This window comes from Andreprevotia chitinilytica DSM 18519 (assembly GCF_000711875.1).
GTDB classification, from domain to species: Bacteria; Pseudomonadota; Gammaproteobacteria; order Burkholderiales; family Chitinibacteraceae; genus Andreprevotia; species Andreprevotia chitinilytica.
On sequence record NZ_JONM01000040.1, the window covers coordinates 1 to 14056 of the forward strand.

Below are 14056 nucleotides of genomic sequence, written 5' to 3' on the forward strand. Positions count from 1 at the left end.
GTGCGGGCTGTTCTGTACATGGCGGCGGTGGTGGCGATCCGCTACAACCCGGACATCAAGGCGCACTACGAGCGGCTGCTGGCGCGCGGCAAGGCGAAGAAATCGGCGCTGGGCGCTGCCATGCGCAAGCTGGTGCACCTGTGCTTTGGCGTACTCAAAACACAGAAGCCTTATCAGCCCGATTTTGCGCTCAGTGATTGACGGGCAAGACGGTATCTACGCAACTTTCCTGTGTTGAGCCGAACTCGTAGCCCGGACGGCTTGCCGGCCGGGGTTGCAATGGTTGACGAAGCAATCCCGGCCGCAAAATGCGTCCGGGCTACGGTCGATATAATCGCGGAGACATAGGGCGGAACACCCGAAGGGCGTTCCGCCGCAATGCGCGGTTACCAGCGGATCGCCCGTTGGGTGATCCGCCCTACATGTACCGATCCACGCACCCCAGATCAGCTCACCCCAGCCCCCGTACCCGTCACCAGTACCGGCGCGGTATAGCCCGCCGGTTTGTTCCCCACACTTGCACCGCCATACATCATCCCCTGCATATCACTGCTGAAGAAGTAGTAGGGGAACGGAGTATCTGGCGCGCTCACCGCATCGAGCCGCGCAGCCAGTTCAGCCGGCAAGCTGAAATCGAGCGCCTTCAGATTGGCCTCCAATTGTTCCGGCCGCGTCGCGCCGACGATCACGCTGCCCACGCCCGGCCGGTTGGCAACCCAGTTGAGCGCCACGGCAGACATTGGCTGGTCGATCTCGTTTGCCACCTTTTCCAGTTCGGCGACGATGGCCCAGTTGCGATCGGTGAACTTGCGGAACACCGGATTCGTGCTGTCTTTCATCGCTTCCAGCCGACCAGCCCCGCCGCCATCCGCCCGGTATTTGCCGGACAGCAGGCCGCTTGCCAGCGGACTCCATGCGGTGACGCCGATGCCCAAATCCGTTGCGAGGCGGGTGAACTCGTGTTCCAGATTACGTTCGGCCAGCGAGTATTGCAGTTGCAGCGCGGTCAGCGGCTCCCAGCCGCGCCATTCGGCCAGCGTTTGCGCCCGCGCCGCATACCAAGCCGGCACGTCGGATAAACCAATGTGGCGAATCTTGCCGGCACGCACCAGATCGTCCAGCGTGCGCATCACTTCTTCGACCGGCGTGATCATGTCCCACGCATGCAGGTAATACAGATCGAGGTAGTCGGTGTTCAGGCGTTTCAGCGAGCCTTCCACCGCGCGCAGGATGTTCTTGCGCCCGTTGCCGCCGCCATTGGCATTTGCCACCGGATCGAGGTTGAAGGTGAACTTGCTCGCCAGCACCACTTGATCGCGTGCCTTGCGATTGGCGACGAATTCGCCCAGCCAAGTCTCGCTGGTGCCGCCGGTGTAAACATCTGCGGTATCGATGAAATTGCCGCCGGCATCCAGATAGGTATCGAACAGGCGCTGCGCTGCCGCCTTATCCGCGCCCCAGCCCCATTCGGTGCCAAAGGTCATCGCGCCGAATGAGAGGCGGCTAACGCGCAGGCCGCTGCGGCCCAAGGTGTAGTAACGATCGAAAGACATGCTGTTGCTCCTGATGTGCGAGGGGTAGAGAGACGTTGGGTGAGAAGACAACTGCATGGTAGGCCGCGCATTTGCATGGAAAAATGCCAATAATCTTTTCATGCTATTAAGTTGTGCTTTCGAATAGAGCACTTGAATTTGGGGAAGAGCAGGGCGCACATGAAACTCGATCAGCTCGACGGCATCCTGGCGTTCGTCACCGTGGCGCAGAAACGCAGCTTTACCGCAGCGGCGGCCCATCTGGAAGTGAGCGCGCCAGCGGTGAGCCAAGCAGTACGCACATTGGAGACACGGCTTGGCGTGCGGCTGTTCAACCGCACCACGCGGAGCGTCGGGCTGACCGAAGCCGGCGAGCGCTTCTTCGCTCGCGCTGCACCAGCCTTGGCGGATTTGAACGAAGCTACGGCCGATCTGGATGATTTTCGGGATCGGCCGGCCGGCACCTTGCGCTTGACCTTGCCACGCATCGCCGCCGAACTGCTGCGCCCAACGCTGACCGGCTTTCTCTCGGCCTATCCGCAAATCCGGCTGGACCTGAGCATGGACGATCACCTCGTTGATATCGTCGAAGCCGGTTTCGATGCCGGCATCCGGCTCGGGGAATCGGTGCAGCGCGATATGGTCGGCGTGCCACTCACGCGAGAGGAGCGCTCCGTGATCGTCGGCGCACCCGGCTATTTCGCCCGCATCCCGCCGCCACAAACCATCGAAGACCTGCAGCAACACACTTGCGTACGCTACCGGTTTCTTTCGTCAGGCGTGGTCTACCGCTGGGAGTTGCTGCGCGACGGCAAGATGATCGAAGCCGAAATTGATGGCCCGATCACGGTCAACGATGGCGACTTCATGAAAAGTCTGGCGCTGGATGGGGTGGGGCTGGTCTATACGCTAGAGAGCCTGGTTGCGCCGCAGCTTGAACGGGGCGAGCTGGTGCCGGTATTGCAGGATTGCTGCCCGACCTGGCCTGGTTTCTATTTCTATTACCCGAGCCGCAAACAGCTCCCGGCCAAGTTGCGCTGCTTTATTGATTATTGGCGGGAGAATCGTTTGGGGTGATTGGCGTTGCCATCGTAGCCCGGACGGCTTTGCCGGCCGGGAGGCAATGTTGAAACAGACCAGAAACGTGGGGGTGTTCCGCCACAACTTGCAATATCCGGCGGATCGCCCCTTGCGGGGTGATCCGCCCTATGTTTTGACACAGCGAGCCCCGGCCGGCAAAGCCGTCCGGGCTACGGGGGCAACGCGGTAGCCGCGCCCACATCACCGATACCGACTGATCGACCGCTGCACGCTATCCGCCAGCTGCTTGAGCTGCATCGACAACTCGCTGGTACTGGCCGCGGCTGCGTGGTTTTCCTCGCTGGCCTGGGCGATCCGCTCAAGATTGCGCGAGATATCCTGGCTCGCGATGCTTTGCTCCTGCATGGCGACCGCCATATGGCCGATGTTCTTCAGCGTATTGCGGGTCAGCGCATCGATTTCATCCAGCGCCTTCACCACGTCGTGCGTACTAGCGACGCCGGTTTCGACCATCTTGCTGGCCTGTTCCATATTCGTCGCAGCCGTACCGGTATCGTGTTGCACCGCACTGATCTTGGCGGTGATTTCCGCCGTGGCCTGCGAGGTGCGTTCCGCCAGCTTGCGCACCTCATCGGCTACCACCGCAAAGCCGCGACCGAGTTCGCCGGCACGGGCGGCTTCGATGGCTGCGTTCAGCGCCAACAGATTGGTCTGATCGGCAATCTCCTTGATCACCAGCACGATGCTGCCGATTTCGTCCGAGCGCTGGTTCAGCTGCACGATCGTTGCCGCCGAGCGGGCAATCGTATCGGAGACCTGCTGGATTTCCCGCGCCGTGCGCTGCGCTTCGTTCACACCATGACTGGCGGTTTGCGATGTTTGACGTGCTTCGTCTTCGAGCGTCTTGGCGTTGTCGGAAATCATCGCCGCGCTAACGGTCATCTGCTCGACCGATGCTGCCGTGGCGCTGGATGCTTCGGATTGCGTTTGCGATGCGCCAGTCACCTGCATGGCCGCTTCGGATAGCGTTTCGGCCGCACGCAACAAGTCGGATGCATTGCGATTCGCATCGCCGATGACCTCGCTCATACCGTGAAGCAGATTATTGACGGCGCTCGATGTCGCGCCGATCTCGTCATCCCTGGTCACCGGCATACGCAGGCCGAGCTGACCGGTGCGGGCGATTTCCTCAACCGCTTGCTGCATGCCGGACAGCGGACGGCGCACGCCGACGATGATCACGGTGGCAAAGCCGATGCCGATGACAATTGCCACCACTAGCAGGGCGATCGTGCTCATCTCGGTCTGATTGCCAATCGTGGCGACGGTCGTGTTCAGTTGGGAGACATGCTTGATCGAGCGGTCAGCCATCGCACCGAGCGAGTCATCCAGCGTGTGAACCGCATCTTTATATTTAGAGAATGCTTTGTTGATGTCGCCGGAGGTCGTGTATTTGCCAGCTTTGACATCGGGCAGCGTCGCTTCATACCCATCGGCATACGCTTTCAAACCCTGCTTGAGCGCATCGAAATCCTTGCCATCCGTATCCGGCCGCAGCGGCTCGCCCGCTTCGAGCGCGTGTTGTGCGCCAGCCAGGGACTGATGCCATTTCTGCTGGTATTCATCGACTTTCTTGGCGTCGCTGAAGTTAAGGAACGTATCTTTTTCGAACCGCCGCAGATTGCCCACGTGATACCGGGCCTCGATCAGCGCCGCGTGGTAGACCAGATCGCGATCCAGCAGCAGTTTGACCTCTCGCTCCAGCCGGCTTACACCGAACACCCCGATCAGCCCGACGGCGAGCAACAGCACGATCAACACGGCGAAACCCGCGCCGATACGTGCGGCAACGCTCATCTTCTTCAACATCGCAAACCTCCTGGCGGGCCCCGGTCCAGACCGGACGGGCGCTCATGGTACTATTTCCACCTGATGCTAGTTCATTTTTTGTAAGGAATTGGGAAATGCGTATCGGAACACCGCTGAGTAGCAGTGCAACACGGGTCATGCTGCTTGGCAGCGGCGAATTGGGTAAGGAGGTCATCATTGCCTTGCAACGCCTCGGCGTCGAAGTGATCGCCGTAGATCGCTACCCGAATGCACCCGGTATGCAGGTTGCGCATCGCAGCTGTGTCATCAACATGGCGGACCCCGTCGCCCTGCGCGCCCTCGTCGAAAAAGAAAAACCGCATTTGATCGTGCCGGAAATCGAAGCCATCGCCACCGAAGAGCTACTGCGCATCGAAGCTGACGGCCTCGCCGAAGTGATCCCCACCGCCCGCGCCGCCAACCTCACCATGAACCGTGAAGGCATCCGCCGCCTGGCCGCCGAAACACTGCGCCTGCCGACCTCGCCCTACCGCTTTGCCGATAGCCTGGATGAGTTGAAAGCCGCCGTCGCCGTGATCGGCTTCCCGTGCTTGGTCAAACCGGTGATGTCCTCGTCCGGCAAAGGCCAATCGACGCTGCGCACCGCTGCCGATATCGAAACCGCCTGGGAATACGCCGCCAGTGGCAGCCGCGTGAACCAAGGCCGCGTGATCGTCGAAGGCTTTATCGATTTCGACTACGAAATCACCTTGCTTACCGTGCGCGCCATCGGCAAATCCGGCCACGTGGAAACCCACTTCTGCGACCCGATCGGCCACATTCAAGTCAAAGGCGATTACGTCGAAAGCTGGCAGCCGCAAGTCATGAACCCGGTCGCTTTGCAACGCGCCCGTGACATCGCCAAGGCCGTGACCGACAACCTTGGCGGCCGAGGCATCTTCGGCGTGGAACTGTTCGTGAAGGGCGATCAGGTCTGGTTCTCTGAAGTCAGCCCACGCCCGCACGACACCGGCCTCGTCACCCTGATGAGCCAGCGCCTGTCCGAATTCGAATTGCACGCCCGCGCCATCCTCAAGCTGCCGGTCGATACGCAAATGAACGAACCCGCCGCCAGCGCCGTCATTTACGGCGGCATGGAAGAAACCGGCATCGCCTTCGATGGCCTCGCCGACGCACTCGCCGTACCCCGCGCCGACGTGCGCCTGTTCGGCAAACCGGAAGCCTTCCCCCGCCGCCGCATGGGCGTCGCCCTTGCCGCTGGCCCGGATACTGGCATCGCCCGCGAACGCGCCAAACACGCCGCCAGCCTCGTCAAACCGGTGAAAGCATCATGAGCGAAGTCAAAGAAGTCACCCCCTACCACCTGCTTGGCGGCGAAGCCGTGCTGCGGCAACTCGTCGACCGCTTCTACGACATCATGGCCACCGACCCTGCCGCCGCCGGCATCCACGCCATGCACGCCGAAGACACCGCCGAAATCCGCCAGAAGCTGTTCGAATTCCTCTCCGGCTGGATGGGCGGCCCGCAACTCTTCATCGAAAAATACGGCCACCCCCGCCTGCGCGGCCGGCACATGCCGTTCTCGATTGGCGAAGCGGAGCGTGATCAGTGGATGTACTGCATGCTCAAGGCGATGGACGAAACGCCGATGGATGGCGCGCTGTATGAGCACCTTCAGGAAGCGTTCTTCCGCACTGCGGATTTCATGCGGAATCAGTGAGTGGGGAGCAAACCCCATCGACCTGTAGAAGCACCGTTTTCTCTTCAAGGAAAACGGTGTTTTTTTGGTTGAAACCCTTGTAGGAGCGAGCTTGCTCGCGATGACTACGCTCAAATCGACTGCTTGAGTCGGTGAGATGTTGCGTCAGGGATAACCCCGATCAGCGGCGTTGACGCGGCGTGATGCCACAGGCATGATTCGGCGGTTTGTTTTCTGGCTGATTTCATAAAGCTGTTGCTGTTAAGTGAGGCAGGGCGGCAGAAACTGAGTCGGCTACGCCATATGGGTATGCATGTAGCACGATGCTTTGCCGATTTGGAATCGTTCCAGGTTTAATTCGATTCCTTTAAAAGACATCATTAATTCTTGAGTGGAATAATCATGAAGTTGAAGCGTTTATTGTGTGCGGCTGCAATGTTGGGTTGGTTGGGTTCAGCAAATGCTACTTATATCTGCACCGGCAATGTGAGTGGTCTTTCGATTGGTAGCGATGGTGCTGTATGGGCTGGGGCCATTGGTGGCTTGCCATGGCAAGGGGTTTGCAATGTGTTGACAAGCCAGAACGGTTTTGACCCAGCCACTTGCAAGGTGCTGTATGCACAATTGCTTGCAGCGCAAACAACGGGAAAAACGGTCAATTTGAATTTCACCGATTCCGGATCGTGTAGTACCCATGCTGCATGGACTTGGGCGAATACTTTGTATTTTGTGACTTTGAACCCGTGATTGCATGCAGTTGCAAATAGATTGTTTAGAGATTTTGCTGGCATATTGCTAAGCGAGCTGCGTGATTGTTGAAATAATATTTTTGATGAAATGATTGTGAAAAAAATCCTGATTGGTTTGCTGTTTCCTTTTTTCTGCTCTGCAGCTCAAGCGGGGACAGCTTCGGGAACAGTCCAATATATTGATGTCCGTCAGTCTGATGGACTTATTTATTTCATGATCAACGGCACGAATGCAGGTCGTCCTGCCTGTGCCAAAATGCCCTATTGGATGCTTGGAAATAATAGCAATAGTAATACACCGGTGGTCAAGCAGCAGCTGGCCTTGTTGATGCAAGCTGCCGCCACCGGAAAAGCTGTAAACGTTTCGGGAACAGGTAATTGTGGATTTTGGATCGATGGCGAAGATGTAAACGATATTCAGTTGGTGCCATAACACATCACGAATCCGTTGTATTTCAAATGGCTGGATTTCGCTTTTGATGTGAATCCAAGTATTTGGTAGTTCAGTTGTATCACCCGTTATCAATAACAATAGTTTCCATACCCATGAAAATCCTCACCACTGCCTTCGCGCTGTGCCTCAGTCTGCTGGTCGGCCAAGTCGCCCAGGCTGATACCTCTGGCACCAGCACCGACTGGATCGCGCAAAGCTTCCCCGAAAAACTCACCATCGATACCCCGCAAACCAAGCGGGATAGCTTGGGGAACTGGTTCGAGGATATCGATCCATTCATGGGCAACCTGCGGCTCGGCTTGATGCTGTTCAACGTGCCCACCAACGGCGATATCCCGTTGTCGGTGCGCTGGAACTTCAATGCGCAAGAGCCCTTGGAATCGGGGATTCGTTATTGGCGGGTGCGGTTTGGCAGCGATTACTCGGCGAGCGCCAATCCGGTCATGCCGGCCACGCTGGAGAAGCCGGACGGCACCAGCGAGCAATTGTTCTTTGTATCGGGCTCCTATATCGCCGGGAGCACGTGGCGCTCCGCATCCAATTTCAAGCTGGTGTGCCCGACGAATACAACCAATTGCACTGGTTATGGGCCCGATGGCACCACCTTTACCTTCAACGTTCGCATGTCTCGGCAGGAAACGACGTACCCGCTGTTACCGGGGTCGGCTACCAGTGATCCGAGCACTTACGGTATTCCGGTTACCTATTATTACGATTCTGCCAGCACGGTTACTGATCGGCACGGCAATACCCAAACGGCGGGTTATAGCGGTTTGCAATTAACGTCGCTTACCAACACCGTGGACGGCAAAACAATTGTGATCAATAGCGATGGCCAGACTGGCTCGGTCACGTATGGCAATCGCACTTGGTCGTTCAATAGCACCTACGCTGGGCAGTTCCCAACGCAAACAATCATTACCCAGCCAGATGGGTTGAAATGGACATTTAACTATGCCAGCCTGCGGCCGGAGCAGGTAACGCAATTCCATGCCATCAATCAGGTCACCAATCCGTACGGTGGGGTGACCAATTACGCCTACAACATCTATCAGATCACTGATCAGATTACGCCGCATTGTGGCAATGCCAGTGGGGAGTGCGGATCCTATTATTCGTCATTCATGCGGGAATCCAGCCGGCCGGTGATGTACCAGAAGACCACCAGCGATGGCGGTGCCTGGACCATCGCCGAATTCCAGTCGGCCGTGGTGCCCACACCGGGTTCGGCGACGGCCGGCATCCGGACCATGACGACGCCGAGCGGCACCATCACATCGCAATATGCGACGGTGTATGACAGCGCCTCAAGCTGCACGCCGTGGCAGATCGGTTTGTTGCTGTCCAAGACGACCGCCAACCCGCAGGGCACGGTGCTGCAACAGGAAAGCTATAACTGGCAACCGGTGAATGTGCCGGGGGTCGGCCCGCAATATATTGCGGGCAGTGCGGTCGCGAATGGCATGTGGGGCTGCTCTAGTGGTGGCCTGAACTTCCCGTTCCTCGCCACCAAAACCATCACCCGCAACGGTACCAGCTACACCACCACCAGCGCCGGCGCGGATACCAACCTGCGCCCGAGCACCGTCACTGAAACCGGTGGCGATAGTGGGGCGTTCAGCCGCACTACTACTTACAGCTACGACGCCAATCTCAGCGCGCAAACTAACTGGATCCTGAACGCGGTCACGCAAGAAGCGGTGTCCGGCAGCACCAACAGCGGCGCGAACCAATCGTCGCTGGTCACGCGCGTGTTCAACAGCACCGCTGGCGGCAGCGCCAACGGCGATCTGCTGAGCGAAACCAGCAACGGCGTCACCATCAGCTACACCTACTGGCCGTTCGGCAAGGTCAACACCAAGACCGATGCCCGCGGCAACACCACCACCTACAAGACCTATGCCTTCGGTACGCCGCAAGAGGATGACCAGCCGGGAGGGGTGGTGCTGAAGCGGGTGGTGAATACCACCTATGGCACGATCACCTCGCAGACCGATGGCCGCGGCAACACCACCAGCTACAGCTACGACGCGATGGATCGCTTGGCTGGCATCACGCCCGCCATCAATAACGCGACCACCATCACCTACAGCAGCACCACACCGTTCACTCGCAGCGCCATGCGCGGCAATGACAGCCTGGTGGAGCAATACGACGGCTACGGCCGCAGCATCTATACCAACCACAACGGCGTGATCGTCAACCGCAGCTACGATGCACTCGGCCGCAAGACCTTCGAGTCCTATCCGTCCTCCACGCTGGGTGAAACCTCGGCCTACGACGCCCTCAACCGCGTTACGCTGCAAACCCACGGTGACAACAGCACCGTGCAATACGCCTACGACCCGGCCAATTACCCCAACACCGTGCGCGAAACCAATGAACGCGGTTTTGTGGTGTTCCACCAGAACGCCAGCTATGGCGACCCGGACAAGGGCCAGCTGATCAGCACCTGGACGCAAGGCACGGAAGGCGCCGGGGTCACGATCCAACGCAACCTGCTCGGCCAGATCGCCAAGGTCACGCAGAACGGCAAGAGCCGCAGCTACGCCTACGATGGCCGTTACTTCCTGATCAACCGCACCGATCCGGAAACCGGCACGTCCACCTTCGGCCGTGATGCGCTCGGCAACATGACCAGCCACCAGGTCGCGGGCAGCAACACCAGCCTCTCCACCTACGACAATCTCAACCGCCTCAAAACGGTGAGCAACCCGGCTCAGAACACCAGTGCCGTCTACAGCTACGATGCCAACAGCAACGTTACCGACATTGCCTACGGCAGCACGCTGCACCACTGGGGCTTCGACGCCAACAACAACGTCATCGCCGAGACCAGCAGTGACGGCGCTAAGACCTTTGCGCTCAGCTACTACTACAACGGCAACGACGCGCACGACCACACGGTGTATCCGTCTGGCCGTACCGTGAACTACAGCCCGGATGCCTTCGGCCGCCCGACCCAGGTTGGCGATGCCGTCCCCGGCGTGTGGTACTACCCGAATGGCGTAGTGCAAAGCCTGCTGTACGCCAACGGCACCGTCACCACCCAAAGCCTGACCAACCGCCAGTGGATCGGCCAGATCACCACCGGCAAGGGTGTCAGCGGCGCGGGCTGCACCATCGGCTCCACCAGTACCTCGACCACCCCGGCCACGCCGCCGACGCTGCAATACGATGCGCAAGGCCCGTACTACTGGGTTGCCAATGCCGAAGGCACGCTGGTGCGCACCCCGGCCACGTTCTCGATGCTCGCCGTTGATGACGACCTGAGCATTCCGCTGCCGATCCCGCCGCAAACCAGCAGCAGTTCGTCCAGCAGCGGTGGCACCACATCCACCCCGTTGGTCGTCGCAACGCGGGATGGCAGTGGCTACCTGAGCAGCGCTCCGTGCGCCACCACCGGCACCAGTACTGCCTACCTCAATCGCAGCTATGGCTACGATGGCGCCGGTAATGTCAAAACCATCACCGATTCCGCTTACCCATCCGCCAACCGCACGCTGGATTACGACGGTCTGGATCGCTTGACTGTCGCTAATGGCTCTTGGGGCAATGGCAGCATCGGTTACGACAATAACGGCAACATCACCAGCCAGAACTTCACCGGTTACAGCCTTAGCTACAACTACGACGCCACCAGCCAGAAGCTGCTCAGCGTCGGTGGCAACCAGACCTTCAACTACCAGTACGATGTCTACGGCAACGTCAGCAACCGCGGTACTGGCCAGAGCTATGGCTACGATGACCTGGGCAACCTTGTCACCGTCACGGGTGCGAAGAACTACATCTACACCTACGACGGCAAGGGCAGCCGCATTCGCACCCAAGGCCCGTTGTCGGACAAACACCAGTTCTACGGTGGCAACAACCTGATCGCGGAATACGATGCCTACACCGGCGAAACCCGTGAACACCTGTACCTCGGCATCCAGAAAGTCGCTGATCTGATCCAGCAGAGCGCCAACGGCACCACGGTCAACAGCGCCGAGTACTACCACGCCGACCCGGTCGGCAGCCCGATCGCGGCGACCGACAAGCTGGGCAATCTGCTGTGGAACGCCAACTACTACCCTTATGGCTACAAGCTGGCCGGTGGCGTCGCCAACGAGAACAACAAGCAGTGGTTTGGCGGCAAGGTGCAGGATGATGAAACCGGCCTGCAATACTTCGGTGCGCGGTTCTATGATCCGGTGGTGGGGCGGTTTGCGGCGATGGATCCGGTGGATTTCCGGGAATCCAATGTTCAGAGCTTTAATAGCTATGCGTACGCCAATAACAATCCGTTCCGGTATGTTGATCCAGATGGGCGAAATGGACAGGACAGTAATGGTAAGAGCGTGGCCAAAAGCGATGGTTCTTGGTCTGCTCCAGGGCCAAAGCACGCATCTAACAACAGTTATTATGCTGAGCGCCAGTTTCAATTTGGGTTTTCATTTCTTTGGGGTTATTTCAATAACTACAAAGGGTTTACTATATCCCTAGGATTTAGTTTTGATAATTGTGTTTTCTCTAAGACGATTACGAGGAGTGTCGATAACTATGGGATTGGTCCATATGTTGGAGGAGGATTCGTGGGAGGTCTAAATATGAATAGAAGTGCAACCAGTGAGGGGCGATCGTTTTCTCATGGTACTGAAGCGAATGCTAGCGTAGGTACAGGGGAAGTTTCAGAAGGTGTTTCGGTTTCGATAGCAAAAGATCACTCAATATCGACTACTGGTGCGTTGAGAACTGGTCTCGGATGGGGGGCGCAAGGGTCGATGGGTACATTTGACTCTGTTACTGATGCGGTAAATGTTTGTAAATTGGCTGGTAGTATATTCAAATGATTTTTGGGAGAGGTCCCGTTGCGAATTAAGCTTATGACTGTTGCTTGCGTTTGTTTTATTGTTTGCCTGATAAGTGCGACGATGATGTTTTCTTTTCTTGATGCCGGGAAGAGAGTGTTCGCAGCTATTATGGCTTGTTTTGCAGTTCCAAGCTTAATTGTTGGTTTTTGTAGTGTGGTGGGGCTTTTTTTGGCTTCCCTTGTTGATTTTTTTAAAGGCAAATAATCCTTTGTTGGAAAAACCATGTAGGTCAGTGGGATGGACTCCTCCCTTCTGAAACGGCATCGAGCCATGTAGGCCGGGTCATTTGACCTGAGCGGGCAATGTGTGAATTGCTCGCTGAATCTGCGGGTTACGCCTTGCGGCTAACCCGCACTACGCTGCTCGCCAATGCTCGATGCAAAAAAATCATTTGGCCATTTCGCACAAAATGTGTCCAATCGATTGAAATTTACGGGGGTCGCCTAGCTCGTAGGTTGAGCTAAATGAGACTAAAAGCCCAACATCTGCCGTACAACACACGCAACTGCGTATTGTGTCGCGATTGTTGGGCTTCGCTGCATTCTGCGCCAACCTACACACCTTGTTCCTCTGCAACTCAACAAAAACGCGGCTAAAGGTCGCGTTTTTGTTTACTCGCGCCACCGACCGCTCACCCCTCAATTGCGTGCGCCAACGTATCAGCTGCCTACTGATTCAGGCTTTTGCCTTCGGCTTCTGCGTGCATGGCCAAGCCCATAGGTTGGGCTGAATGAAATGAAGCCCAACATCTACCGCACAACACACGCTATCGTGCATGGTGTCGCGACTGTTGGGCTTCACTTCGCTCTGCGCCAACCTACAACACATTGTTCCTCTGTAACCCAACAAAAATGCGGCTGATGGCCGCGTTTTTGTTGGTGGTCGTGCAACGTTTTCAACGTCTGGCGGTCGTGATGATTGAGCTTCATCAAGCTCAATCTGAATCGGTATCAAGGATGACGAAACGATGCAATATCGAAGAGCCAAAGCCGCCGGCGGCATCTATTTCTTTACGGTAAATCTGGCTGATCGCCGGTCGGATTTGCTGGTGCAATACATTGATCATTTACGCGATGCGGTTCGTGGCGTTCGGCAACGGCATCCGTTCGAGATTGTGGCGATGGTGGTGTTGCCGGAGCATTTGCATGCAATCTGGATGTTGCCTGATGGGGATATGGATTACCCGTTGCGATGGGCGCTGATCAAATCGACATTCTCACGTGCTTTGCCAAAAAACGAGGTTATTCGGGATGGCCGAAGCAAGAGGCGTGAACGAGGTATTTGGCAACGCCGTTATTGGGAGCATCAAATCCGTAATGATGTTGATTTGGCGCGGCATGTGGATTACATCCATTTCAATCCGGTGAAACATGGGCATGTCGCCCAAGCCGTTGATTGGCCTTATTCATCGATACATCGGTTTGTTCGGCTCGGCTTATTGACGCCGGATTGGGGCAGTGGGCAATCAATGATCGATGGCGAATTAGGCGAACCCGTATTCCGTAGGTTGGGTTGAGTGAAATGAAGCCCAACATTGGTGAAATATGAGATGGCGTTGGATGTTGTGCGGGGCTGTTGGGCTTCGCGTTGTGTTCAGCCGGGAGACATAGGTAACACTTGTCGGTAGACATGGGTAACACCTTTTATGATCATCGCCTTACCATTCACAGGAGCAGGCGATGCCTTGGAAGGAGTATTCCACCATGTCCTCACGCCACGAATTCGTCTTGCTGGCCCAAGCCCCCGGCGCCAATGTCCGTGCGCTGTGCCACGCCTTCAACATCAGCCCCAAGACCGGCTACAAATGGCTGGCCCGCTTCGCTGAACACGGCGCCGCCGGGTTGCAGGATCGCTCCCGCCGACCCCTGCACTCTCCGGCACGCAGCAGCAGCGCGCTG

The 14056-nt window shown here is 57.4% G+C and carries 10 protein-coding genes and 1 pseudogene; 9 read left to right on the forward strand and 2 right to left on the reverse strand.

The annotated features are described in order from the left end of the window. Positions 1-201, forward strand: a pseudogene (locus tag BR41_RS24755) (IS110 family transposase); the annotation flags it as partial. A 245-nt stretch (positions 202-446) separates the two neighbouring features. Here BR41_RS24755 and BR41_RS20975 read toward each other — a convergent pair. Beyond that, on the reverse strand, positions 447-1553 hold the full coding sequence (locus BR41_RS20975) for an aldo/keto reductase (protein ID WP_035061181.1): 1107 nt from the start codon (positions 1551-1553) through the stop codon (positions 447-449). A 159-nt stretch (positions 1554-1712) separates the two neighbouring features. Between BR41_RS20975 and BR41_RS20980 the strand changes: the two genes are divergently transcribed. Continuing rightward, positions 1713-2609 carry a LysR family transcriptional regulator gene (locus BR41_RS20980; RefSeq protein WP_035061183.1) on the forward strand — a complete coding sequence of 299 codons (897 nt, stop codon included), beginning with the start codon at positions 1713-1715 and terminating at the stop codon, positions 2607-2609. Between the two features lie 204 nt (positions 2610-2813). Here BR41_RS20980 and BR41_RS23305 read toward each other — a convergent pair whose 3' ends face one another. Next, entirely contained in the window at positions 2814-4442 is a 1629-nt protein-coding gene (locus BR41_RS23305; protein WP_051711539.1) for a methyl-accepting chemotaxis protein, read from the reverse strand. A 95-nt stretch (positions 4443-4537) separates the two neighbouring features. On the opposite strand from BR41_RS23305, the gene purT reads away from it, so the two are divergent. From purT to BR41_RS21010, 7 genes are all read left to right on the forward strand, one after another. Beyond that, positions 4538-5737: a formate-dependent phosphoribosylglycinamide formyltransferase gene (gene purT / locus BR41_RS20990; RefSeq protein ID WP_035061185.1), complete on the forward strand. Its 1200-nt coding sequence runs from the start codon at positions 4538-4540 to the stop codon at positions 5735-5737. Then, a complete protein-coding gene (locus BR41_RS20995) occupies positions 5734-6123 on the forward strand; it encodes a group II truncated hemoglobin (RefSeq protein WP_035061188.1) in 390 nt (129 codons plus the stop codon). Before purT ends, BR41_RS20995 begins: the two co-directional genes overlap by 4 nt. A gap of 381 nt (positions 6124-6504) precedes the next feature. After that, complete coding sequence (locus BR41_RS24420; RefSeq protein ID WP_156970841.1) at positions 6505-6849, forward strand: hypothetical protein; 345 nt, start codon at positions 6505-6507, stop codon at positions 6847-6849. 96 nt (positions 6850-6945) lie between these two features. Beyond that, positions 6946-7284, forward strand: a complete 339-nt coding sequence (locus BR41_RS23855) for a hypothetical protein (RefSeq protein WP_211251826.1) — start codon at positions 6946-6948, stop codon at positions 7282-7284. A 113-nt stretch (positions 7285-7397) separates the two neighbouring features. Then, positions 7398-12137 (forward strand): RHS repeat domain-containing protein, encoded by a 4740-nt coding sequence (locus BR41_RS21000; protein WP_035061191.1) that lies wholly within the window; start codon positions 7398-7400, stop codon positions 12135-12137. A gap of 988 nt (positions 12138-13125) precedes the next feature. Next, positions 13126-13674 carry an REP-associated tyrosine transposase gene (locus tag BR41_RS21005; RefSeq protein ID WP_035061193.1) on the forward strand — a complete coding sequence of 183 codons (549 nt, stop codon included), beginning with the start codon at positions 13126-13128 and terminating at the stop codon, positions 13672-13674. A gap of 163 nt (positions 13675-13837) precedes the next feature. Then, positions 13838-14056: helix-turn-helix domain-containing protein (locus BR41_RS21010; RefSeq protein WP_156970842.1), on the forward strand; the 219-nt coding region annotated here is incomplete at its 3' end.

What these genes read in the sequence shown, in the direction of transcription:
- BR41_RS24420 (WP_156970841.1), top strand. Translation starts at nt 6,505, where the DNA reads ATGAAGTTGAAGCGTTTATTGTGTGCGGCTGCAATGTTGGGTTGGTTG.
- BR41_RS21000 (WP_035061191.1), top strand. Translation starts at nt 7,398, where the DNA reads ATGAAAATCCTCACCACTGCCTTCGCGCTGTGCCTCAGTCTGCTGGTC.
- purT (WP_035061185.1), top strand. Translation starts at nt 4,538, where the DNA reads ATGCGTATCGGAACACCGCTGAGTAGCAGTGCAACACGGGTCATGCTG.
- BR41_RS21005 (WP_035061193.1), top strand. Translation starts at nt 13,126, where the DNA reads ATGCAATATCGAAGAGCCAAAGCCGCCGGCGGCATCTATTTCTTTACG.
- BR41_RS20995 (WP_035061188.1), top strand. Translation starts at nt 5,734, where the DNA reads ATGAGCGAAGTCAAAGAAGTCACCCCCTACCACCTGCTTGGCGGCGAA.
- BR41_RS20975 (WP_035061181.1), bottom strand. Translation starts at nt 1,553, where the DNA reads ATGTCTTTCGATCGTTACTACACCTTGGGCCGCAGCGGCCTGCGCGTT.
- BR41_RS23305 (WP_051711539.1), bottom strand. Translation starts at nt 4,442, where the DNA reads ATGTTGAAGAAGATGAGCGTTGCCGCACGTATCGGCGCGGGTTTCGCC.
- BR41_RS20980 (WP_035061183.1), top strand. Translation starts at nt 1,713, where the DNA reads ATGAAACTCGATCAGCTCGACGGCATCCTGGCGTTCGTCACCGTGGCG.